This window comes from Streptomyces sp. cf386, from assembly GCF_900103585.1.
In the GTDB taxonomy this organism is placed as follows: domain Bacteria; phylum Actinomycetota; class Actinomycetes; order Streptomycetales; family Streptomycetaceae; genus Streptomyces.
This window is the reverse complement of the sequence record NZ_FNHV01000002.1, coordinates 1-20,288: the sequence shown is the minus strand read 5'-3', so window position 1 is coordinate 20,288 and position 20,288 is coordinate 1. Positions and strand designations below refer to the sequence as shown.

The following is a 20,288-nucleotide window of genomic DNA, read 5'->3' as shown; positions in this document are numbered from 1 at the left end:
GCGGCGAGCGGCGAGCGGCGAGCGATCCTGCCGGGATGTGTCGCGGCGGCGGTTGTGACGGCGGGGGCGTTCGGGGTCGTGAACCTGGCGTTTCTGCAGGGCTGCGGTGCGCCGGCCCACGCATTCCAGCCCGTCCGGCGTTTGAGGACAAGGCCCCTTAAGGGCCGATAGTGGGGGTCTGGGGGCGGCAGCCCCCAGAAGGGGTGCCCGGGGTCGAAGGGGCAGAGCCCCTGGAGGATGGGACGGGTAGGGGCGGCGGGGGCGAGGAAAGATCCCGGCCCGCACCCGGAGATCCCCGACACCATGGAACCCCACCCCCCACCACCCCGTCTCGTTCCACGTAACCCCCCAGGAGGCGACATGGAACGGCGTACCTTCATCGGCGGCGGCGCAGCAGCCCTCACCGCCCTCGCGACAACCGCCTGCAACGGCAACACCAGCACCGGAACAGGCACAGACGCAGGCACAGGCGCAGACACAGCCACCCGCACACAATCCGCCGCCACCAGCAAATCCGCCGCCCCCGCCAACTGGACCGCCCTCGCCCGAGACCTGGACGGCACCCTCATCCGCCCCGGCGACACCGACTGGAAGTCCGCCCACCAGCTCTACAACACCCGCTTCGACGCCCTGAAGCCCGCCGCAGTCGCCTACGTCGCCCACCCCGACGACATCCGCACCACCCTCGCCTACGCCCGGGCCCACCACTTCCAGGTAGCCATCCGCAACGGCGGCCACTCCTACGCCGGCTGGTCCTCCGGCAACAACCGCCTGATCATCGACGTCTCCAAGCTCAACCGCATCCGAGCCTCGGGCAACACCGCGGTGGTCGGCGCCGGCTCCAAGCTCATCGACGTCTACCGAGCCCTCGCCGCAAAGGGCGTCACCATCCCCGCCGGCTCCTGCCCCACCGTCGGCGTCTCCGGCCTCACCCTCGGCGGCGGCCACGGCGTGACCTCCCGCGCCTACGGCCTGACCTGCGACAGCCTCACCCAGGCCACCCTGATCACCGCCGACGGCAAGCAGCTCACCGCCAATGCCACCACCAACAAGGACCTCTTCTGGGCCCTGCGCGGCGCCGGCAACGGCAACTTCGGCGTCGTAACGGAACTGCACTTCAAGACCCACCCGGCCCCCCAGGCCGTCACGGCGTACATGACCTGGCCCTGGTCGAAGGCGACCGCGCTGATCAAGGCCTGGCAGGAGTGGGGCCCGACCCAGCCCGACGAGATCTGGTCGGCCCTGAGCATCTCGAACCACGCGGGCGGCACCCCGACCATCACCGTCGCCGCGTTCTCGCTGGGCACCTACCGCGAACTCCAGAACGCCGTGGACAGCCTCGCCGACCGCCCCGGCGGCCCCGGCCCCGCGAGGAACGTCGTCCTCAGGCGCCGCTCATACGAGGAGTCGATGGAGCTGTACGCCGGCTGCTCGTCCTTTTCCACGGACGCCCAGTGCCACCTCCCCGGCTCCACCCCCGGCCGCTCCCCGCAGGGCGCGCTGAGTCGCGAGACGTACACGGCGAAGTCGGACTTCTTCGACCGCTCCCTCTCCTCGGCGGGCATCCAGACCCTGTTGAAGCAGATGCAGACCGTGCGCGGCGGCTCCGGCAGCATCGCCCTCACGGCCCTCGGCGGAGCGGTCAACCGCGTCTCTCCCACGGCGACGGCCTTCGTGCACCGCCGCTCCCGCTTCCTGGCCCAGTACATCGCCTCCTGGCGCGCCGGCACGACGGGCTCCGCGGCCCAGGCCTGGCTGAAGTCGGCCCACGACGCGATGCGACCGCACGCCTCGGGCGCCGCGTACCAGAACTACACGGACCCGACCCTGACCAACTGGCGCAAGGCGTACTACGGGGATGCGGCGACGCGTCTGACGAGCCTGAAGAAGCAGTACGACCCGGAGAGGTTCTTCACGTACCCGCAGGCGCTGTAGGCGCTGGACACTTGAAAGCCGGGTCCGTAGGCAAAACCGGACCCCGAACCGAAACCGAACCAAAAGCGCAACCCGAACCGAAACCGGACCCCGAACCGAAAACGCAACCCGAACCGGAACCGACCGGGAACGGCCTAAGCCGCCAGATCCCGCTCCTCAGCCCCCGCCGTCTCCTTCCGAGCCCCCGGAATCAACGCGTCCTGCCCACCCACCCGGGACCGCCCCCGCGACTTGATCAGCCACCCGCCCCTCGGCGACCGCTCGATCGCGGACATCACCGGCGTCAGCAGGGCCATGGCGATCGGCGACAGCAGGAGCGCGACGGCCGTGCCGAGGGCGAAGCCACCCACGACGTCCGTCGGATAGTGCACGCCCATGTAGATCCGGCAGAACCCTTCGAGCAGGGCGAGCCCGATCCCCACCAGCCCGAACTTCCGGTTCGCGACGAACAGCCCGACCCCCAGGGCCATGGCGATCGTCGCGTGATCACTCACGAACGAGTAGTCGGTCTTGCCGCTCACCAGGACCTCAAGTCCTTGATGATCGTTGAAGGGCCGCGGACGCTCAACGAACCCGCGTATCGGCACGTTCACCAGCACCGCGACCGCGGCGGCCAGCGGCGCCCACACGAGCGCGGCCACGGACGAGGCGGCGTCCTCCGCGCCCTTGCGCCGCACGGACCACCAGCACCACACCACGAGCAGGATCAGAGCGAGGACGATCCCGTACTCACCGACGTACTCCATGACCCGGTCGAACCATCGCGGCGCGTCCTTGGCCAGGCCATTGATGTCGTAGAGCAGCTCGACGTCGGGGTTCGACCCGGATTCTGCGAGTCCAGCCATGATGCCGCGGCCCCTTCGTCGTCTCGTTGGCGCATCCTGCGTACGCCGCTCCGCCCACCCCCGTGGTTGTAGATCCGGCTACGTCAACAGGAACGCACGGCCCTTGTTGATACGTTCCACACTCCACTGAATGATCACTCAGACGTTATCGAAGAGAGACCCATCGCCGCAGCTCAGGGGGTGGGTTCACGCTCCGTCTAAACGGTCGTGGGCAGCGCTTTCGCGCCATCCTCGGTCACCCGGGTGGCCCCGAAGTACTCCGGGGTGTCGATCGGGTCGAACCGGATCACAGCACCCGTTCTCGGCGCGTCGATCATGTACCCGCCACCCACATAAATCCCGACATGGTGGATGGCCCGCGAGTTGTTGAGGTCCTTCGAGAAGAACACCAGATCGCCCGGCAGCAGCTCGCCCCTGGCCGGATGCGGCCCCGCGTTGTACTGATCATTGGCGACCCGAGGCAAGGAGATCCCGACACTGTCGTAAGCGGCCTGAGTCAACCCCGAACAGTCGAACCGCCCTCCGTCCGCGGCGGTACCCTCACCGCCCCAGAGATAGGGCGTGCCGAGCTTCTTCTGGGCGTAGTAGATGGCGCCGGCGGCCTGCTTGGAGGGGTCCACTCGGCTGACGGGGGCGGCGAAGCTCTCCTCCAGCGTCGTGATCGTCTTCACGTAGTTCTGGGTCTCCTTGTACGGCGGCACGCCTCCGTACTTGATGACCGCGTACGCCCCGGCGTTGTAGGACGCGAGCATGTTCTTCGTCGGGTCGCCGGGTACGTCCTTCACATACGAGGCGAGTTTGCAGTCGTACGACGCGGCCGACGGAATCGCGTCCTTCGGATCCCACACGTCGCGGTCGCCGTCACCGTCGCCGTCGATCCCGTGCGTGGCCCAGGTGCCGGGGATGAACTGCGCGATGCCCTGCGCCGCCGCCGGGCTCTTGGCGTTCGGGTTGAAGCCGCTCTCCTGGTACAGCTGGGCGGCGAGCAGGGCCGGATTGATGGCGGAGCACAGGTTGCCCCACTTCTGCACGAGGTCCGTGTAGGCGGCCGGCACAGCTCCCTTGGCGAGCGCCTTGGCACCTCCGCCCACGCCGTTGACGAGGTTCCCCGCGACGACGTAGACCCCGATGACGAGCAGCATCACGAAGCTGAGCCCCACCGCGACCGCGGCACCCGCCACGATCCATGCCTTACGCACCGTCAACCGCCCCTCGCCCGCCGGGAGTCCGCCCGCGCCAGTTTAGGAGCTTCCCACTCGGAAGCCTGTACAACCGATGCTCTCGTAGTCCGTCGGGCTGCCGTTGACGTGATAGAAGACCGCGGTCCAGTCACCTGGGTCGTTGGCGACCGGGATCGCGGAAGAGGACGTGCCGTTCGAGAAGTGGCTCCGGAAGTCGTCCGGGTAGGTCAGCTCGATGTACCCGCCGTCCTTCCCGTACTTGTAGATGTCCACCGGCGTGCTCGTGTAGCCGATGTTCTTGCTCTCCATCATCACGGGGTACGGCTTGCCCGTTTCCGAGTCGATCTCGTGCGGCGGCTTCACTCCCACCGAGACGTAGTACGGGTCCGGCTTCCCGTTCTTGAGCTCGGCGTACTTGATCCGGAAAGAGATCTTCGCCCGTTCCGTCACGGTGGGGGATGCGGGATCGTCGACATCATCCGCGCTGTACTGAAGCTCGGCCGGCGGATCGGCGGTACCCATCTGCTTGCACTCTCCGATGCCGTACGCCGCATCGTCGGGATCGTCCGACAGCTTCCAGTAGTCCCTGGAGATCCCCTTGTCCACGATGTACTCCGGCGCCTTGTGCGGCGCGGCACTGGCGCTCGGGGACGTCGATGACGACTCACCACCGTCCTGTGCCTCGGAGCCGCCCTGTCCGTCGTCGAGCGTCCGCAGCGCCACCGCGGAGGCCGTGCCGACCACGAGCGCGACCGCGAGGGCCACCACCCATCGCGTACGACGTGACCCTCGCCGCTCGGGCACCGCGGTCGGCACCGAGGGCGCAAGTGTCGGCACATACCCCGGAACGGCTGTCGGCACATAGCCGGGCCCGGCGGTCGGCGGATACACCGGCGGCGTCGGCGCCCCATGCCCCTGCGGGACCAGCCCGGCCGCGACCGCTGCCTGGAGGTCCTGGGGCACGGCCTCGACGGCACTGCTGAGCTGCCCGTAGAAGGGATCCTCGGCAAGCGCGGAGGACACCGCGCAACGGGCGATGACCGCGTCCGGCCCCGGCCGCTCGGCAGGGTCCTTGGCCACGCACTCCCGTATGAGCCCGGCCAGTTCCGGCTCGACGCCCGCGACGTCGATGTCCTCGTGGACCGCCCGGTACGACACCGCATGGGTGGGCCCGGAGCCGAACGGCGGTCGCCCTGTGGCGGCGTATGCCAGGGTCGCCCCCAGCGCGAACACGTCCGCCGCCGCGCCCACCTGATTGCTGACCAGGACCTCGGGCGCGGTGAACCCGGGCGTCCCCGGGGTGAGCCCGGTCTGCGTCAGTGCCGTGTCGGCCGCGCCGCGGGCGATCCCGAAGTCGATGAGCAGCGGCCCCTGCGGGGACAGGATCACGTTCTGCGGCTTGAGGTCCCGGTGTGTCACGCCGTACCCGTGCACACTCGCCAACGCCTCGGCCAGAGCGGCGAACAACCGCCGGGCGCTGTCGGCCGGCAACGCCCCCCGCTCCCCCACAGCCTTGCTCAACGTAGGCCCCGACACATACTCGGTAGCCAGCCAATACGGCGCCGCACCCAACGAAGCGTCGATCAGGTTCGCCGTATACGCACTGCGCACGGCCCGCACCGTCTCCACCTCACGCCGAAACCGGGCGAGGGCCTCCGGATGGTCGGTGATCTCGTCCCGGATCACCTTGATGGCGACCAGCCGCCCGCCGGGCGACCGCGCCAGATAGACCTTTCCCATGCCGCCCGCCCCGAGCCGTGCGAGCAGCGTGTACGCGCCTATGTGCGCGGGATCCCGATCCTTCAGTGCGTCCACCGAACCGACCTTGCCACAGAGATCAGTTCGACGCGGAGCCCCTTTCCGCCGACTGGTACAGCCGCGCCGCCTCCGCCCCCAACACCGCGCTGTACGACACGTCCGCCGTCGACCCACCCCCGTCATGCCCGCCCAGCACCCCGACGACCGCCCCGTCCCCGTCGACCCAGGGGCTGCCGCTGCTCCCGCCGCTGAAGCCGGGGCATTCGATGCGCTGCTGCGTACGGCTGCGCGGACGCGGCTTGTTGGTGCAACTGACCGGCTGCTCATGGGAGTTGAGATACGCGGTGACGGTGACCGCCGTGGCCCCGACGGCCGTGTCCGTGGCGAACCGTTCGCCGCCGACCACGTCCTCGACGCCGACGCCGTCCCCACCCCGACGCTCCACGACCGCGAACGCCACGTCACCGTCCTCGTCCCGCCTCTCCTTCCACCCCTCCGACAGGAACCGCCTCCCGACCTTCCACACCCCGTACGGCGCCTCGCCGTCCCGGTACCCCGGCACGAACAGGAGATCGTCCGGCCTTCCGTCCAGGCAGTGGGCGGCGGTGATGACGAGGTCCCGGTGGGGACTGTGGACTACGGACGCGGTGCAGAAGTGACCGCCGCGGAGCCGGTCGCGACGGTCCGCCTCGAACAGCGCACCCACCCGTACGCTCCGCGCCGTCGCCGCGGCGAAGGCGGTCACACCGAAGGGACCGGTGCCGGCGTCGTCGGCCGCGGCGGAGGCCGAGGTGAGGGCGAGGAGAAGGCTGGCGGCGTACAGGGAGGGACGGGGGGTGCGGGACGTACGGGACGCACGGGAGGTCGGCTTCATCGGGGGTCACTGTGGCCCACGAAGGTGAGAGGAGCGTCAGACGCATTACCTGGCAGGTCATCGCTCCCCGACGAACCCCCGTGCCACGATCGGGAGCGCAAGGAGCAGCCCGACCGACCGACGGAAGGACGACGCCATGCCCGCCTACGCCATCGCCCACCTCCGGGACGCCGCCCCGCACCCGGAGATCGCCGAGTACATCGAGCGCATCCCCGGCACCTTCGAGCCGTACGGCGGCCGCTTCCTCGTGCATGCCACGCCGCACGAGACGAAGGAGGGCAGTTGGCCGGGGCACGTCGTGGTGATCGGCTTCCCCGGGATCGCCGAGGCGCGGGCGTGGTGGGAATCGCCCGCCTACCAGGAGATCGCGCCCCTGCGCTCCCGGCACATCGAGGGCGACATCATCCTCGTCGAGGGCGTCCCCACGGGCTACGACCCGGCCGTCACCGCCAAGGCCCTGCGGGACATGCTCCCGGCCGAGTAGGGCAGGGCGCTGCTCAAGCTGTGAGCTCCGTCTGCGCCGGCACCCGGGACGCCGCGTCCTGCCGGATGTACCACTCGGTGCGGAGGATCCCGTCACGGACCGCCTCGGGGAAGCCGGCCAGCAACCCGGGTGCGGCTCCCCGCTCCACCTCGGTGCGATGGGCCAGTACGGCCGCCCACTTCTGCCGCAGCCAGGGGCTCACGTCGACGGTCGCGGTGACGCGTTCGTCCGGGACCGTGTTCATGCCCTTGCCCGCACGGGCCAGTTCGCTCAGCGCGTCCAGGGCCGAGTGCGGGTGCGTGGCCAGGTAGAGGGCGCTCGGCTGCCAGGGGGTGCCGGCGTCCGGGTAGAGGCGTTCGAGGCCGGCCGCCTGGACGGCGAGCGTGGTGACGCGGTGGGTGTGCACATGGTCGGGATGGCCGGTCAGGCCGCCGTACGCGTCGTGGGTGACCACGATCTGCGGGCGGAACTCCCTGAGGTGGGCGACCAGCCGGCCCACCGCCTCGTCCAGCGGCGCCTCGCACAGCCGCGGGCTGCCGGGGGCGGAGTGCGGCGCCCCGCCGTCGGCGTAGCCGAGCATCCGCGGCTCGCCGGCGCCGAGAATCCCCAGCGCCTCGGCGAGTTCGGCACCGCGCGGCGTGTCCGGTGTCCACGTCGCCGTGACGACAGCGGTGCGCGCGCCGGCGGCGGCATGCCGGGCGAGGACCCCGCCCGAGAACAGGGACTCGTCGTCCGGATGCGCGAACACCCCGAGCAGGCTCGGCATCGACATCTGTCGACCACCTCCGCTGACGGCGTTCGGCCTACCCCTGAGTACGAATACTCAAGCACCCGATCGTCCGGCACGGCAGACTTGCCACGGTCGATCAACTGATCGACTACCAAGGCGTCTTGAGGGGGAACCATCGTGAGACGAACCAAGCGCACTCTCGCCGTGACGGCGTTCGCGGCCTGCGCGCTGACCGGCGTGGCAGCGGGCCCCGCCGCAGCGTCGACCGATGTCCTGCTGCCCCATCCCGGGCCGGACGGGCTGGTGTGGGTGCCGGAGCAGACAGGAGACGGTGGCGTAGCGTCCGGCGGCGCGTGGGAGGGTCTGCCGACCGTGCTCACGGTGGCGTGCGAAGGGGGCGGCGATGTACGGGTGACGATGTCGCAGGAGACCGAGGTCGCCGCGTTCTCGGTCGACTGCCCGGACGGCGAGGCCGGCGTGGGCTCGGTGACCATGGACCCGGGCGTGGTCCACTTCGGGTCCTTCACCATCGGCGTCGACGCTTCGTCGGACGACATCCGATGGGCTCTGACGGTGACGCAGCCGGAGTCGTAGCCGATAGGAGCTGCACGGCGCGGTGGGTCCGGCAGGACCGCCCCGGCGGCAGGGCGCGTCAGCGCTCGGCCGCCACCCGGTCCTCCGTCCCCAACACCCCCGACGCCCCGACCTTCCCCGCCTCCAACGGCCAGCTCACCCCTGTGAGTTCCTCCGACACCGTCCACAACCGCCGCGCCACCCCCGCGTCGCTCGCCGCCGCACTCCGCCCCACCAGCGTCGGCTTGCCCCGCATCTCGCCCAGCCCGTCCGGCCCGACGTAGCTCGCGCCAGGAAGGTCCTGCGTGGCCGCGTACAGCGTCGGCAGCGCACCCGCCCTGTCGTCCTGGGCGAGGAACCTGTTGCCGAACTTCATGAGCCCACGCATCACCGGGTTCGCCGCATGGCTCTGGAGGTTGGTGGCGGCGTACCCGGGGTGCGCGGCCAGGGCACGGACCGGGGAACCGGAGGCCGCCAGCCGGCGCTGCAGCTCCAGCGTGAAGAGCAGGTTCGCCAGCTTCGACTGGGCGTACGCGCGCTGTGGGTCGTAGCCGGATGTGAGGTCGAGGTCCTCGAAGCGGATCCGCGCGTTGCCCCAGCGGTGGGCGCCGGACGACAGCGTCACGACGCGGTCCGTGACATACGGCAGCAGCAGGTTCGTCAGCGCGAAGTGCCCCAGGTGATTCGTGCCGAACTGCATCTCGAAGCCGTCCGCCGTCCGCAGCTGCGGCAGCATCATCACGCCCGCGTTGTTGATCAGCAGATCCAGGGGACGCCCCTGCCAGCCGTCCGCGAATTCCCGCACGGACGACAGATCCGCCAGATCCAGGCGCCGCACCTCGGTACTGCCGTTCACGGTCGCCGCCGCCGCCCGGCCGCGCTCCAGGTCCCGTACGGCGAACACGACGTGCGCGCCCGCACGGGCCAGCGCGTCGGCCGCGGTGCGGCCGATGCCGCTGTTGGCGCCGGTCACGACGGCGGTGCGGCCGACGAGGCCGGGAAGGCGGGTCGCGTCCCACGCCAAACCGAACTCTTTGTTCTCGGTCTTCTTGTTCTCGGTCTTCTTCACGTTGTCAGCCATACCCTCGAATGTAGGCGTCGCCAACAATGCTGTCAATGACAACAATGGTGACGACGCCAACAAAGATGGCAACGACAACATCAAGCTACGATGGTCCGCATGCCCGAAAGCCGCCCCTACCACCACGGAGACCTGCGCGCCGCCCTGCTCTCCACCGCGGAACGCACCCTGCGTGACAAGGGCGCCGCCGCCCTCTCCCTGCGCGAACTGGCCCGCGAGGTCGGCGTCAGCCACGCCGCCCCCGGCCGCCACTTCAAGGACAAGCAGGCCCTGCTGAACGCCCTGGCCCTGGCGGGATACGAGCGGCTCGCCCAGACACTCGACTCGGCCGACGACCCCGCGCTCCCCTTGGAGCCCCGCCTCTCGGCCCTGGCCCGGGCCTACCTCACCTTCGCCATCGAGAACGCCGAGCTCCTGGAGCTCATGTACGCCCGCAAGCACGAGCCCGGCGCCTCGGAACAGATGGCGGCGGCCGTCGACCGCACGGTCGGCTCACTGGCACGCGTCATGGCGGACGCCCAGCAACGCGGCGAGATCGTCGAGGGCGACCCCGAGTTCCTCAACCTCGTCACCGGCGCCGCCCTGCACGGCATGGCCGGCTTCATCGCGGGCGGCATGCTGACCCCGGAGACGGCCCTGGGCAGCGTCGACGGCGTGGTCCACCACCTGCTCCACGGCCTCAAGCCCCGCTGACGGTTCGACTCGACACGGGCACCGCAGCGCCGCCGGATCGGGCGGGGCCGTTTCGGCACTGGTCAATCCAGGGCCATCGGCACGGGTCAACCCAGGGCCAATTCCCGATCATCCCCCGGCCACCCGCCGCCCATCCCTCACCCAATGCCACGCCATCGATCGGCAATCCCCAACACCCCTGAGCAATAGGGAAGTCAGGATTCCGAAACCCACCTTGTTGTCACGTACCCAACAAGCGACAGTCATCGGCGGGCCGCCGCCCCCGCCGGGAACCGCACCGGCGGACCCCCCACCCGCAGGCCTCTTCACCCACTCACAGGAGGCTGTACGTTGCGTACGACGACCCCCAACTCCCCCACACCCCACGGCAGATGGCGCCGCCTCACCGCGGCAGCCGCCACCGCCGCCGCACTCGCGCTCGCCGGACTCGGCACCGCGACCACCGCGACCGCCGCGAGCACCACCCCGCAGACCCCCTCCACCACCAAGGTCACCTGGGCCGCCACCCCGTGCGCCACGCCCAAACACAAGGGCGACCTGGCCTGCAACTCCGTCCGCGTCACCGGCGGCGTCACCGCCTTCGAGAAGCAGCGGGCGGCACAGAACGGCGTCACCCCCAAGGCCGCCGACGCCACCAGCCCCTCCGGCTACGGCCCGTCCGACCTTCAGGACGCCTACGGCCTGACCTCCGCCGCCGCCTCCGACGGCTCCGGCGAGACCATCGCGATCGTCGACGCCTACGACGACCCGAACGCCGAGGCCGACCTCGCCAAGTACCGCTCGCAGTACGACCTCCCCGCCTGCACCACGGCCAACGGCTGCTTCAAGAAGGTCGGCCAGACCGGCTCCACGACCTCCCTCCCCACCGCCGACAGCGGCTGGTCCCAGGAGATCTCCCTCGACGTCGACATGGCGAGCGCCATCTGCCCGAACTGCGACATCCTGCTGGTCGAGGCGTCCTCCGCGTCCATGGAGGACCTGGGCACGGCCGTCAACGAGGCGGTCAAGCTGGGCGCCAAGTTCGTCTCCAACAGCTACGGCGGCTCGGAGGAGTCGTCCGACCCGTCCTACGACTCCGCGTACTTCAACCACCCGGGCGTCGCCATCACCGTCAGCGCGGGCGACTCCGGCTACGGCGCCGAGTACCCGGCCGCGTCCCCCTACGTCACCGCCGTGGGCGGCACCAAGCTGTCCACCTCCTCCAACTCCCGCGGCTGGACCGAGAGCGTGTGGAAGACGAGCAGCACCGAAGGCACCGGCTCGGGCTGCTCCGCGTACGACACCAAGCCGAGCTGGCAGACCGACACCGGCTGCGCCAAGCGCACGATCGCGGACGTCTCGGCCGTGGCAGACCCGGCGACCGGCGTCTCGGTCTACGACTCCTACGGCGTCACCGCCGGCTGGTACACCTTCGGCGGCACCAGCGCCTCCGCCCCGATCATCGCGGGCGTGTACGCGCTCGCGGGCACGCCGTCCAGCAGCTCCTACCCGGCCCGGTTCCCGTACGCCGCCGCGGGCACGTCCGCCCTCAACGACGTCACGTCGGGCAACAACGGCACCTGCCCCACGTCGTACTTCTGCACCGCCCGCAGCGGCTACGACGGCCCCACCGGCTGGGGCACTCCGCAGGGCCTGGCGGCCTTCACCGGCTGACCTCCAGCTGACGTTCCGCCACCATCCCCGACAGCAACGGGCCACGGCACCCCGCCGTGGCCCGTTCGCACTGCCGGGATAGCCTTCACCCGCAGAACACGGGCACGACCACTCACCCGACCGGCCGTCAGAAACGGCACCCCGGCGTGAAGATGGCTAACGACGGAGCCACACGACAGGTTCCGCTCAGGCCTCGTTGCCCGGCGTGACCTGCCGTGATACACAGAGTGACCGTACGAGCCATTCGTACGAATCCCGCCCATCAATGACGCCAAGTCGACATACGACGGCGACAATGTCGGCGAGAATGAGGTCTGACCTCTGCGCACCGCAGGGGACTGCGGAACTACCCGACAGGGGCGGTGACTTACATGCTCTTTGCGGCCGATAAGGGCGACATCAACACCATCATCGGCGGGATCGCTCCGGACTGGGGCCCCTTCGGGGCACTGGGGAACGAAGCCAAGACGATGATCCAGGTCGTCATGGCGGTCGCCATCCTGATCTGCCTCGGCATCGCCATCTGGGGCGCGGCCAAACAGCGCATCGGCGCCACGGCCCTGCGCGACACGTTCAGCGCCGAGCAGGGCAAGGGGCTGATCGTCGCCGGTCTGACGGGCGTCTTCATCATCGGCTCACTGGGCACGCTGTTCACCATCGTGTACGGCATGGCCGTCTGACCATCGCCGTCTCCTCCGCCCCCCTAGTCCCCCACCCACCCGTCGTGCTCACCGGCTGAGGTTGCGTTTCCCTGATGTCGAGTCACCACACCGCGCCCATGCGGGAACCAGCACGGCTACCGTCGTACTCCTACGTGTTTCCGTTCGACGTCGAGGGGGCGTACGCGGCATGAGCCTGGGAGACGACCGGGAGCCCTCCGGCGGTTACGGAGGCACAGGCCAGACCCGCACACGGCTGCCCGAGAGCGGCGGTGACGTGTACGGGGGCGCGCGGCGAGGTGGCCGCTCGTCGTCCCGGAGCCTGGTCACGGTGGTCGGCGTGGTGGTCCTCCTCATCGCAGCAATCGCCTTCGCGAACCGTGGAGGCGACGACTCCGATTCATCGGGCGGGGACGAAAACCAGCCGAAATCCTCGTCGACGGCGGCGAGTGGGGCGCGGCCGGTGGAGGGGGAGGTCGGGGGGATTGCGGCGGGGTTCGCGCAGGATGCGCAAGGCGTGCAGAGCGCTGCGGCCAACTACGCGGTGGCGCTGGTCTCCGCCGACATCCTCAAGCCGGCCCGCAGAGCCGAGATCGTCCAGCAGGTCTTCGTCGCCGACAAGCAGGCCGAACTCGCGGCCAAGCTCGACCAGGCGTATTCCAAGGAGTTCCTGAGCAGCATCGGCCTGGACGAGGACGGCAACGCGACGGAGGGCACCACCTACGTCTCGCGCACCGTGCCGGTCGGCACCAAGGTCACGAGCTACTCGAGCTCCACGGCCACTGTCGAGGTGTGGTGCACCGGCGTGTTCGGCATGGCCGGGGAGAGCTCGACCAATCCGGCCAGCAGCGACTGGTTCACCATGACGCTCCAGCTGCGTTGGGCAAACAGTGACTGGAAGGTCGACAGCTTCTCCCAGAAGGACGGCCCCGCACCCGTCCCCGGGGACAACCGGGCGTCCAGCGCCGACGAGATGGCCAAGGCCGTCGAGGAGTACGGAGGCTTCACGTATGCCCGCTGATCCGCGCAGCGTACTCAAGGTCGCCGCCGCCTTCACCGCCGTACAGACCACGGTCGTGCTGCTGGCCACGCGTGCCGTCGCCGCTCCCACGCCCTCACCGAGCCCGTCCGGTGACAACTGCGATCTCATCGTCGGCCCCGCCAAGGACTACTGCGAACAAGACAACGGCGGCTCAGGCGGCGGCACCGGCGGCTCCTCCCTCACCGACCCCACCTCCACCCTCGACCCCCTCTCCTCCCTCGCCAAGGGCTGCGCCGACGCCGCCTCCTGGACCGTCAAGCAGCTCAGCGAGGCCGTGAAGGAGACCGCCAACGTCGACTTCACGAACCCCAAGTTCCTCCAGCAGTACGCGGTCGTCTTCGCGGCGTCGACGATCCTGACGCTGCTCCTCTGGCTCCTGGCCGTGGCCAAGCGGGCCGTCAGGGGCGTCCCCCTCACCACCGCGATCTCCGAGGCGATCGGCTTCCTCTGGCTCACCGTCCTCGCGTCCGCGTTCACACCGCTGATCCTCTACACGGTCGTATCGGCGACAGACGGCGTCACAGACGTCCTGGCGAAAACGACCGGCGACCAGACGGACACCTTCTTCGGCACCTTCGCCGGCGCCCTGGAGAAGGGCGAGGACATCGGCGGCGGCCCGATCATGCTGATCGTCGTCTCCCTGGTCAGCATCCTCGCCGCCGGCATCCTCTGGCTGGAGCTCGTCATCCGCGCCGCCCTGCTCTACGTCGGCGCCCTCCTCGGCACCGTCGTCTACGCGGGCCTGGTCGACAAGAACCTGTGGGGCCACGTCCGCCGCTGGGCGGGCATCATGATCGCCGTCATCCTGGTGAAGCCGGTCATCGTCATAGTGCTCGGCCTGGCCGGCGCCCTGTCCGCCGACGACGGCCCGAACGCCTTCTCGGCCGTCGTCTCCGGCCTGGCCATCATCCTGCTCGCCATCTTCGCGAGCGCGATGATCTACCGCTTCGTGCCCGGCTTCGGCGACGAGCTCGCCGGCTCCCGCAACAACCGCATCATGCGCGGCGCCGAGGGCAAGGCCGCCGCCGTCATAAGCTCTCCCGCGACCCTTGTCGCCCAGGGCATCAAGACACACAGCTCCCGCGCGGACAACCAGGGCGGCGGCCAGTCGAGCGGCGCCCGCCCCTCGAACCCCGCCTCCGGCGGCGTCGCCGCGCACAGTTCTCGCTCCTCGAACGGAGGCGGCGGATCTGTCCCCTCCGCCGCACCCGCACCCCGTTCGAGCAGCCCGGTGAACACCCCCCACGCCGGCAACACCCGCAACAGCAATCGTTCAGGAGGTGACGGGCGTTGACGACGCAGTCCCACGTGTCCCATCCGGTCACGCCCCGCCGTACATATCTGATCGGCCGGGCACGGCCGAACGCCGTAGTCGGCCGGAACCGTGAATCCGGCGAGATCGCATTGATCATCGTCGGCGCGTTCCTCGGCATGATGTGCGGGCTCCTCGTCCCCGTCCTGTCCCTGCGCATCGTGCTGCTCATGGGCTTCCCGATGCTCGCGCTAGCCACGGTCTACGTGCCGTACAAGCAACGGACCATCTACAAGTGGTTCGAGATCAACCGCAGCTACAAGCGCACCCTCCGCCAGGGCACGACCTACCGCTCCGACGTCATGGAGGCCGGCACCGGCACCGACGGACGCGAGGTCGAGGTCGGCCCGCCGCCGGGCATCGGCCGCATCACGTGGCTGGCCGCCCCGTTCGGGCCCGACGAGATCGCCGTACTCCTGCACGCGGACCGGCGAACCGTCACGGCCGCGATCGAGATCGAGGGCCCCGGCGTCGGCCTGCGCGACTCCGAGGACCAGGAAGCCCTCGTCGACCGCTTCGGCACCCTCCTGAAGCACGTGGCGAACGGCGACGGCTTCGTCACCCGCCTCCAGATGCTCGCCCGCACCCTCCCCGCCGACCCGGACGCCCACGCCAAGGACGTCGCCCTCCGCGGTGACGAGCGCACCCCGGGATGGCTGCAGCAGTCGTACGACCAACTCCAGTCGATGGTGTCGACGAGCAGCGAGCAGCACCGCGCGTACCTCGTCGCCTGCATGCACTACACCCGCGAACTGGCCGCCGAGGCCATGGCGATGGCCCGCGCGGCCCGCCCGCACGGCGGCAAGGTCGACCGCGACGCGGGCTTGGCGGTCGTCATGGCCCGCGAGCTGACCGACATCTGCTCCCGCCTCCAGGAGGCGGACATCCGCGTCCGCCAGCCCCTCGGCCAGGGCCGTCTGGCCTCCCTCATCCACTCCATGTACGACCCGGACCACCCGATCGACCACATCCAGGCGATGACGAAGCGCAACGCCTGGCCGGCCGAGCTGGACGCCATGGAGCCGACGTTCCTCCAGGCCAAGACCCGGGAGTCCTCCACGCGCGCGCCCTGGTGCCACTCCACGGCCTGGGTGAAGGAGTGGCCGATGACCCCGGTCGGCGTCAACTTCCTGGCGCCGCTCCTCGTCCACACCCCGGACGTCATCCGCACGGTCGCCGTCACGATGGACCTCGAACCCACCGAGGTCGCCATCGAACGCATGCTGACCGAGAAGACCAACGACGAGGCCGAGGCCAGCCGCGCCGCCAAGATGAACCGCACCGTCGACCCCCGCGACGTCGCCGCCCACACCCGCCTCGACCAACGCGGCGAGGACCTCGCGAGCGGCGCCGCCGGCGTCAACCTGGTCGGCTACATCACCGTCTCCTCCCGCTCCCCCGAGGCCCTCGCACGCGACAAGCGGACCATCCGGGCGTCAGCCGGAAAGTCGTATCTGAAGCTGGAATGGTGCGACCGGGAGCACCACCGGGCATTCGTCAACACACTCCCCTTCGCCACCGGCATTCGGAGGTAGGACCTGATGCGGGACCCGCTGTCCGTCCTCACCGACGCCTTCACGTCCTTCCTCTTCGGGAAGGTCGAGACAACCCGGCTGCCGGTGCGCACGTCCACGGGCCAGGCCCAGGCGGTGTACCTCCCGACCGCCGCCCCCGGCCTCGGCGACTCGGGCGTCATCATCGGCCGCGAGGTGTACTCCGGAAAGGGCTACATCTACGACCCCTTCCAGCTCTACGGCCAGCAGCTCCCCGCCCCCCACTGGCTGGTCCTCGGCGAGTCCGGCAACGGCAAGTCGGCGCTGGAGAAGACGTACGTCCTACGCCAGCTGCGTTTCCGCGACCGCCAGGTCGTCGTCCTGGACGCCCAGGGCGAGGACGGGGTCGGCGAGTGGAATCTCATCGCGCAGGAGCTGGGCATAACCCCCATCCGCCTGGACCCGACGGCGGCCCTGGACATGGGGATCCGCCTCAACCCCCTCGACCCGTCGATCACGACGACGGGTCAGCTCGCCCTGCTCCGCACGATCATCGAGGTCGCGATGGGGCACGGCCTGGACGAGCGCTCCGGCTTCGCCCTGAAGGTCGCGCACGCCTACGTCAACGAGACCATCATCGAACGCCAGCCGGTCCTGACCGACATCGTCGAGCAGCTACGGCACCCCGAGCCGGAGTCGGCCGAGGCGATGAACGTCGCCATAGACGACGTACGCGCCTGGGGCCTGGACGTGGCGCTGGTACTGGACCGTCTGGTCGACGGTGACCTGAGGGGCATGTTCGACGGCCCCACCACGGTCGGCATCGACCTCGACGCGCCGCTCATTGTGTTCGATTTGTCCCACATCGACCGCAACTCCATCGCCATGCCGATCCTGATGGCGATCGTCGGCGTATGGCTGGAACACACCTGGATCCGCCCCGACCGGAAGAAGCGCATCTTCCTGGTCGAGGAGGCCTGGCACATCATCAACAGCCCGTTCGTGGCCCAACTCTTCCAGCGCCTGCTGAAGTTCGGCCGGCGCCTCGGCTTGTCCTTCGTCGCCGTCGTCCACCATCTGTCGGACGTCGTCGACGGCGCGGCTGCGAAGGAGGCGGCCGCGATCCTGAAGATGGCGTCCACCAGGACGATCTACGCCCAGAAGGCCGACGAGGCGAGGGCCACGGGCCGCGTACTGGGCCTACCGCGCTGGGCGGTGGAAATCATCCCCAGCCTCACCCCCGGCATCGCGGTGTGGGACGTCAACGGCAACGTCCAGGTCGTCAAACACCTGGTCACCGAGACCGAACGCCCCCTGGTCTTCACCGACCGCGCGATGACCGAGTCCTCCACCGACCTGACCGACGACGCCCTGCGCGCCGCCGAGCTGGAGGCGGAGGAGCGGGCGGCGGCCTTCGTGGAGCAACACCTGGGCGACTCCGAATCGACGGTGGCGTAGAGGGGGCAGCGTGAGACCGGACGACCGCCGGGAACACCGGGACGGCCGCGGCAGCCGGGACAGCCAAGGGGGCATCCCCGACGGCCTGCTGATCGGCATACTCGCCTTCCTCCTCGGCATGACCCTGCTGGTGTGGACGGCGACGGGCCTGGCGGCACTGTTCGCCCACGGCACCTGGCCGACCGGAGTCACCTTCACCCGCACGCCACTCGCGATGCGCTCCCTGATCGCCCACCCCCACGACATCCCCGGCGCCTGGCCGGACACACCGGCCGGTCAGCTCTCCGGCTACGGCCTGTTCTGGGGCCTGTTCATCGGCCAGTTGATGATCCTCGTGGTGCTGACCGTGTTCGTGATGGGGACGGTGACTCGCTGGCGGGTGGTCAGAAGGGCACGGCGCGCGGAGAGGTCGGCCCCGGACGCAAAGGCGGCCTACGACGACGAGGAGCAGCAGCCCTGGCTCCCGACCCCTGTGCCCACTCCGACGCCGACACAGGGGGAGGTACCGGGGCCGCGGACGGCGGTGGAGTCGGCGGGGACGCGGGACAGTGGATACGAGACGCAGGGAGTACGTCCTGACGCGGGCCCGGCGATGACGGCCGCCGAGCCCCACGACCCCCTCCACAACCCGCTGCTCGCCGAACGAGTGGGCGGGTGGGAAAAGATCCTCGTGGCCCCGAAGGAAGCCCGCCGGCAAACCGCCACCCAGGCAGTACGCGACGCGGAAGGCGCGGCCCTCGTAGTCACCTCGAATCCCGCCCTCTGGCAGGACACGAAGGACGCCCGCGGCAAACTCGGCCCGGTCCTCCTCTACGACCCCGCCCACCTCTGCGACACCCCGGCCCGGCTCCACTGGTCCCCCACAACGGCCTGCGAGGACAAGCAGACAGCGGCTTCGAGAGCCACCGCACTGCTGACCCCGGTCCGCCCCACGTCCCGCCTCGACCAAGCCGTCGCCGACACCGCCGAAACGCTACTGCGCAGCTATCTGCACGCCGCCGCCATCGACGGCCGCACCATCCGCCACGTCCACCGCTGGTCCCAGGGCACCCAGGTCCAGGACGCGGTACGCATTCTCCGCACGAACCCCAAGGCGGCCCCAGGATCGGCCGGCGAACTCGAAGCGGCCCTCACGGCCTACCCCGAACGCCGCGACATGGCACAGGAGTTGACCAGCCGGGCGCTCTCCGCCCTCGCCACGGTCAACATCCGGGAGTCCTGCACTCCCAACCGAACTGATGCCCTCACCTTGGATTCCTTCGTCCATGAAGGGGGCACGCTTTATCTGGTGGGTGAATCCATCGAGGACCCCCGAGCCAACCCGGGCGCCATGCCACTCCTGACGGCCCTCGCCGCAAGCGTGGTCGAGCGCGGCCGGCGCATGGCCGAACGGTCATCCTCCGGTCGCCTCGACCCACCAACGACGCTCGTCCTGGACGACGTCGCCGCCGTGGCTCCGCTTCCCCAACTGCCGGAGCTGCTGGCCACCGGAGCGGACCGGGGTATGCCGACCCTGGCCCTGCTCCGGTCCCGGGAACAGGCCCGCTCCCGCTGGCCGCACGACGAACTTCCGGTGTAGCCGGTCACTCCCGCTCCAGGACGAACTCCAACTCCACCTCACCCGGGCGCTTCGCGAGCGGCACGGTCCGTCCGCTCGGCACGAACCCCGCCCGGCGGTAGAAGGCCTGGGCCCGCCCGTTCTCCTCATGCACGATGAGCCGCACGCGCTCGACGCCTCGCCCCCACGCCCACTCCAGACCGGCATCGAAAAGCACTTCGGTCAGACCGATGCCCCGGAGCTCGGGCCGTATGAACACCCCGACGACATGCCCCTGCTTCCGCTCGATCGGAAAGCCGGCCCAGTCCGTCGCCCCGGGCTCCTCGATCAGCACGGTCAGCGTTCCCACCCACTCCCCGTCCGGCCCCTCGGCGATGAGCTGCTGCGCGCCGGCCGCCGCCTCGGCACCGCCGGCGGTGCGCTCCCGCCAGAAGGAATCCGGGTGAGCCGAGGCCTCCTCGTAGCTCTCCAGGAACGCGAGATGCGCGACCGGATCCTGCAGCGAGGCAAGCCGTAGCGCCTTCACCGAGCGCCATTCGTCGGCGCGCACGGAACGGATCTTGTAGTTCATGCCAGCCACCGTAGCCGAAACGCAGAAAACCCCCGTACCAATTATTGGTACGGGGGTTTTCTCAATATTTGTTCGGCGGCGTCCTACTCTCCCACAGGGTCCCCCCTGCAGTACCATCGGCGCTGTAAGGCTTAGCTTCCGGGTTCGGAATGTAACCGGGCGTTTCCCTCACGCTATAACCACCGAAACACTATGAAACTGTCAAACAAAGCCACACCGCTGCTGTGACTACAGCGGGGCCGTTCGTGGTTTCAGAACCAACACAGTGGACGCGAGCAACTGAGGACAAGCCCTCGGCCTATTAGTACCGGTCACCTCCACACATTACTGTGCTTCCAGATCCGGCCTATCAACCCAGTCGTCTACTGGGAGCCTTACCCCATCAAGT

Annotated in this window: 18 protein-coding genes and 2 rRNA genes; 11 read left to right on the top strand and 9 right to left on the bottom strand. The window is 69.7% G+C overall.

Annotation, left to right across the window (positions count from 1 at the left end; genetic code table 11):
* Positions 1-360: 360 nt before the first annotated feature.
* Complete coding sequence (locus tag BLU79_RS04150) at positions 361-1,935, top strand: FAD-binding oxidoreductase (protein ID WP_093904236.1); 1,575 nt, start codon at positions 361-363, stop codon at positions 1,933-1,935.
* 134 nt (positions 1,936-2,069) lie between these two features.
* On the opposite strand, the gene BLU79_RS04145 is transcribed toward BLU79_RS04150, so the two are convergent.
* From BLU79_RS04145 to BLU79_RS04130, 4 genes are all read right to left on the bottom strand, one after another.
* Positions 2,070-2,780, bottom strand: coding sequence for a phosphatase PAP2 family protein (locus BLU79_RS04145; RefSeq protein ID WP_093904235.1), 711 nt, complete (start codon positions 2,778-2,780; stop codon positions 2,070-2,072).
* A gap of 197 nt (positions 2,781-2,977) precedes the next feature.
* Positions 2,978-3,985, bottom strand: a complete 1,008-nt coding sequence (locus tag BLU79_RS04140; RefSeq protein ID WP_256333140.1) for a C40 family peptidase — start codon at positions 3,983-3,985, stop codon at positions 2,978-2,980.
* A gap of 36 nt (positions 3,986-4,021) precedes the next feature.
* The gene (locus tag BLU79_RS04135; RefSeq protein WP_093904234.1) at positions 4,022-5,776 is read right to left on the bottom strand and encodes a serine/threonine protein kinase; all 1,755 of its coding nucleotides are present in this window, start codon (positions 5,774-5,776) and stop codon (positions 4,022-4,024) included.
* Between the two features lie 22 nt (positions 5,777-5,798).
* Positions 5,799-6,593, bottom strand: a complete 795-nt coding sequence (locus tag BLU79_RS04130) for a trypsin-like serine peptidase (protein WP_093904233.1) — start codon at positions 6,591-6,593, stop codon at positions 5,799-5,801.
* Between the two features lie 136 nt (positions 6,594-6,729).
* Between BLU79_RS04130 and BLU79_RS04125 the strand changes: the two genes are divergently transcribed.
* The gene (locus tag BLU79_RS04125) at positions 6,730-7,077 is read left to right on the top strand and encodes a DUF1330 domain-containing protein (protein ID WP_093904232.1); all 348 of its coding nucleotides are present in this window, start codon (positions 6,730-6,732) and stop codon (positions 7,075-7,077) included.
* Between the two features lie 13 nt (positions 7,078-7,090).
* Here BLU79_RS04125 and BLU79_RS04120 read toward each other — a convergent pair whose 3' ends face one another.
* Positions 7,091-7,849, bottom strand: coding sequence for a PIG-L family deacetylase (locus BLU79_RS04120; RefSeq protein ID WP_093904231.1), 759 nt, complete (start codon positions 7,847-7,849; stop codon positions 7,091-7,093).
* Positions 7,850-7,984: 135 nt separating this feature from the next.
* Here BLU79_RS04120 and BLU79_RS04115 point away from each other — a divergent pair, with 135 nt between their 5' ends.
* Positions 7,985-8,401: a hypothetical protein gene (locus BLU79_RS04115; RefSeq protein ID WP_256333139.1), complete on the top strand. Its 417-nt coding sequence runs from the start codon at positions 7,985-7,987 to the stop codon at positions 8,399-8,401.
* Positions 8,402-8,459: 58 nt separating this feature from the next.
* Here BLU79_RS04115 and BLU79_RS04110 read toward each other — a convergent pair whose 3' ends face one another.
* Positions 8,460-9,461 (bottom strand): oxidoreductase, encoded by a 1,002-nt coding sequence (locus tag BLU79_RS04110; protein ID WP_093904230.1) that lies wholly within the window; start codon positions 9,459-9,461, stop codon positions 8,460-8,462.
* A gap of 90 nt (positions 9,462-9,551) precedes the next feature.
* Here BLU79_RS04110 and BLU79_RS04105 point away from each other — a divergent pair, with 90 nt between their 5' ends.
* From BLU79_RS04105 to BLU79_RS04070, 8 genes are all read left to right on the top strand, one after another.
* Positions 9,552-10,154: a TetR/AcrR family transcriptional regulator gene (locus tag BLU79_RS04105; RefSeq protein WP_093904229.1), complete on the top strand. Its 603-nt coding sequence runs from the start codon at positions 9,552-9,554 to the stop codon at positions 10,152-10,154.
* A gap of 330 nt (positions 10,155-10,484) precedes the next feature.
* Positions 10,485-11,807, top strand: a complete 1,323-nt coding sequence (locus tag BLU79_RS04100; protein ID WP_093904228.1) for a S53 family peptidase — start codon at positions 10,485-10,487, stop codon at positions 11,805-11,807.
* 371 nt (positions 11,808-12,178) lie between these two features.
* Entirely contained in the window at positions 12,179-12,487 is a 309-nt protein-coding gene (locus BLU79_RS04095; protein ID WP_030950340.1) for a hypothetical protein, read from the top strand.
* Positions 12,488-12,656: 169 nt separating this feature from the next.
* Positions 12,657-13,487 carry a DUF8175 domain-containg protein gene (locus tag BLU79_RS04090; protein ID WP_093904227.1) on the top strand — a complete coding sequence of 277 codons (831 nt, stop codon included), beginning with the start codon at positions 12,657-12,659 and terminating at the stop codon, positions 13,485-13,487.
* Positions 13,477-14,802, top strand: coding sequence for a hypothetical protein (locus BLU79_RS04085; RefSeq protein ID WP_093904226.1), 1,326 nt, complete (start codon positions 13,477-13,479; stop codon positions 14,800-14,802). The genes BLU79_RS04090 and BLU79_RS04085 overlap by 11 nt, the downstream gene beginning before the upstream one ends.
* Entirely contained in the window at positions 14,799-16,355 is a 1,557-nt protein-coding gene (locus tag BLU79_RS04080; protein WP_093904225.1) for an SCO6880 family protein, read from the top strand. The genes BLU79_RS04085 and BLU79_RS04080 overlap by 4 nt, the downstream gene beginning before the upstream one ends.
* Positions 16,356-16,361: 6 nt before the next feature.
* Positions 16,362-17,771 carry an ATP-binding protein gene (locus BLU79_RS04075; protein WP_093904224.1) on the top strand — a complete coding sequence of 470 codons (1,410 nt, stop codon included), beginning with the start codon at positions 16,362-16,364 and terminating at the stop codon, positions 17,769-17,771.
* Positions 17,772-17,781: 10 nt separating this feature from the next.
* A complete protein-coding gene (locus BLU79_RS04070) occupies positions 17,782-19,350 on the top strand; it encodes a type IV secretory system conjugative DNA transfer family protein (RefSeq protein WP_093904223.1) in 1,569 nt (522 codons plus the stop codon).
* A gap of 4 nt (positions 19,351-19,354) precedes the next feature.
* On the opposite strand, the gene BLU79_RS04065 is transcribed toward BLU79_RS04070, so the two are convergent.
* From BLU79_RS04065 to BLU79_RS04055, 3 genes are all read right to left on the bottom strand, one after another.
* The gene (locus tag BLU79_RS04065) at positions 19,355-19,900 is read right to left on the bottom strand and encodes a GNAT family N-acetyltransferase (RefSeq protein WP_093904222.1); all 546 of its coding nucleotides are present in this window, start codon (positions 19,898-19,900) and stop codon (positions 19,355-19,357) included.
* A gap of 70 nt (positions 19,901-19,970) precedes the next feature.
* Positions 19,971-20,087, bottom strand: a 5S ribosomal RNA gene (gene rrf / locus BLU79_RS04060).
* Positions 20,088-20,181: 94 nt separating this feature from the next.
* Positions 20,182-20,288: ribosomal RNA gene (locus BLU79_RS04055) — 23S ribosomal RNA — on the bottom strand; the annotation flags it as partial.

Bases quoted from the DNA above. Each gene is read 5' to 3' on its own strand.
- BLU79_RS04150 (WP_093904236.1), top strand. From the start codon at position 361: ATGGAACGGCGTACCTTCATCGGCGGCGGCGCAGCAGCCCTCACCGCC.
- BLU79_RS04145 (WP_093904235.1), bottom strand. From the start codon at position 2,780: ATGGCTGGACTCGCAGAATCCGGGTCGAACCCCGACGTCGAGCTGCTC.
- BLU79_RS04130 (WP_093904233.1), bottom strand. From the start codon at position 6,593: ATGAAGCCGACCTCCCGTGCGTCCCGTACGTCCCGCACCCCCCGTCCC.
- BLU79_RS04125 (WP_093904232.1), top strand. From the start codon at position 6,730: ATGCCCGCCTACGCCATCGCCCACCTCCGGGACGCCGCCCCGCACCCG.
- BLU79_RS04120 (WP_093904231.1), bottom strand. From the start codon at position 7,849: ATGTCGATGCCGAGCCTGCTCGGGGTGTTCGCGCATCCGGACGACGAG.
- BLU79_RS04110 (WP_093904230.1), bottom strand. From the start codon at position 9,461: ATGGCTGACAACGTGAAGAAGACCGAGAACAAGAAGACCGAGAACAAA.
- BLU79_RS04105 (WP_093904229.1), top strand. From the start codon at position 9,552: ATGGTCCGCATGCCCGAAAGCCGCCCCTACCACCACGGAGACCTGCGC.
- BLU79_RS04095 (WP_030950340.1), top strand. From the start codon at position 12,179: ATGCTCTTTGCGGCCGATAAGGGCGACATCAACACCATCATCGGCGGG.
- BLU79_RS04090 (WP_093904227.1), top strand. From the start codon at position 12,657: ATGAGCCTGGGAGACGACCGGGAGCCCTCCGGCGGTTACGGAGGCACA.
- BLU79_RS04085 (WP_093904226.1), top strand. From the start codon at position 13,477: ATGCCCGCTGATCCGCGCAGCGTACTCAAGGTCGCCGCCGCCTTCACC.
- BLU79_RS04075 (WP_093904224.1), top strand. From the start codon at position 16,362: ATGCGGGACCCGCTGTCCGTCCTCACCGACGCCTTCACGTCCTTCCTC.
- BLU79_RS04065 (WP_093904222.1), bottom strand. From the start codon at position 19,900: ATGAACTACAAGATCCGTTCCGTGCGCGCCGACGAATGGCGCTCGGTG.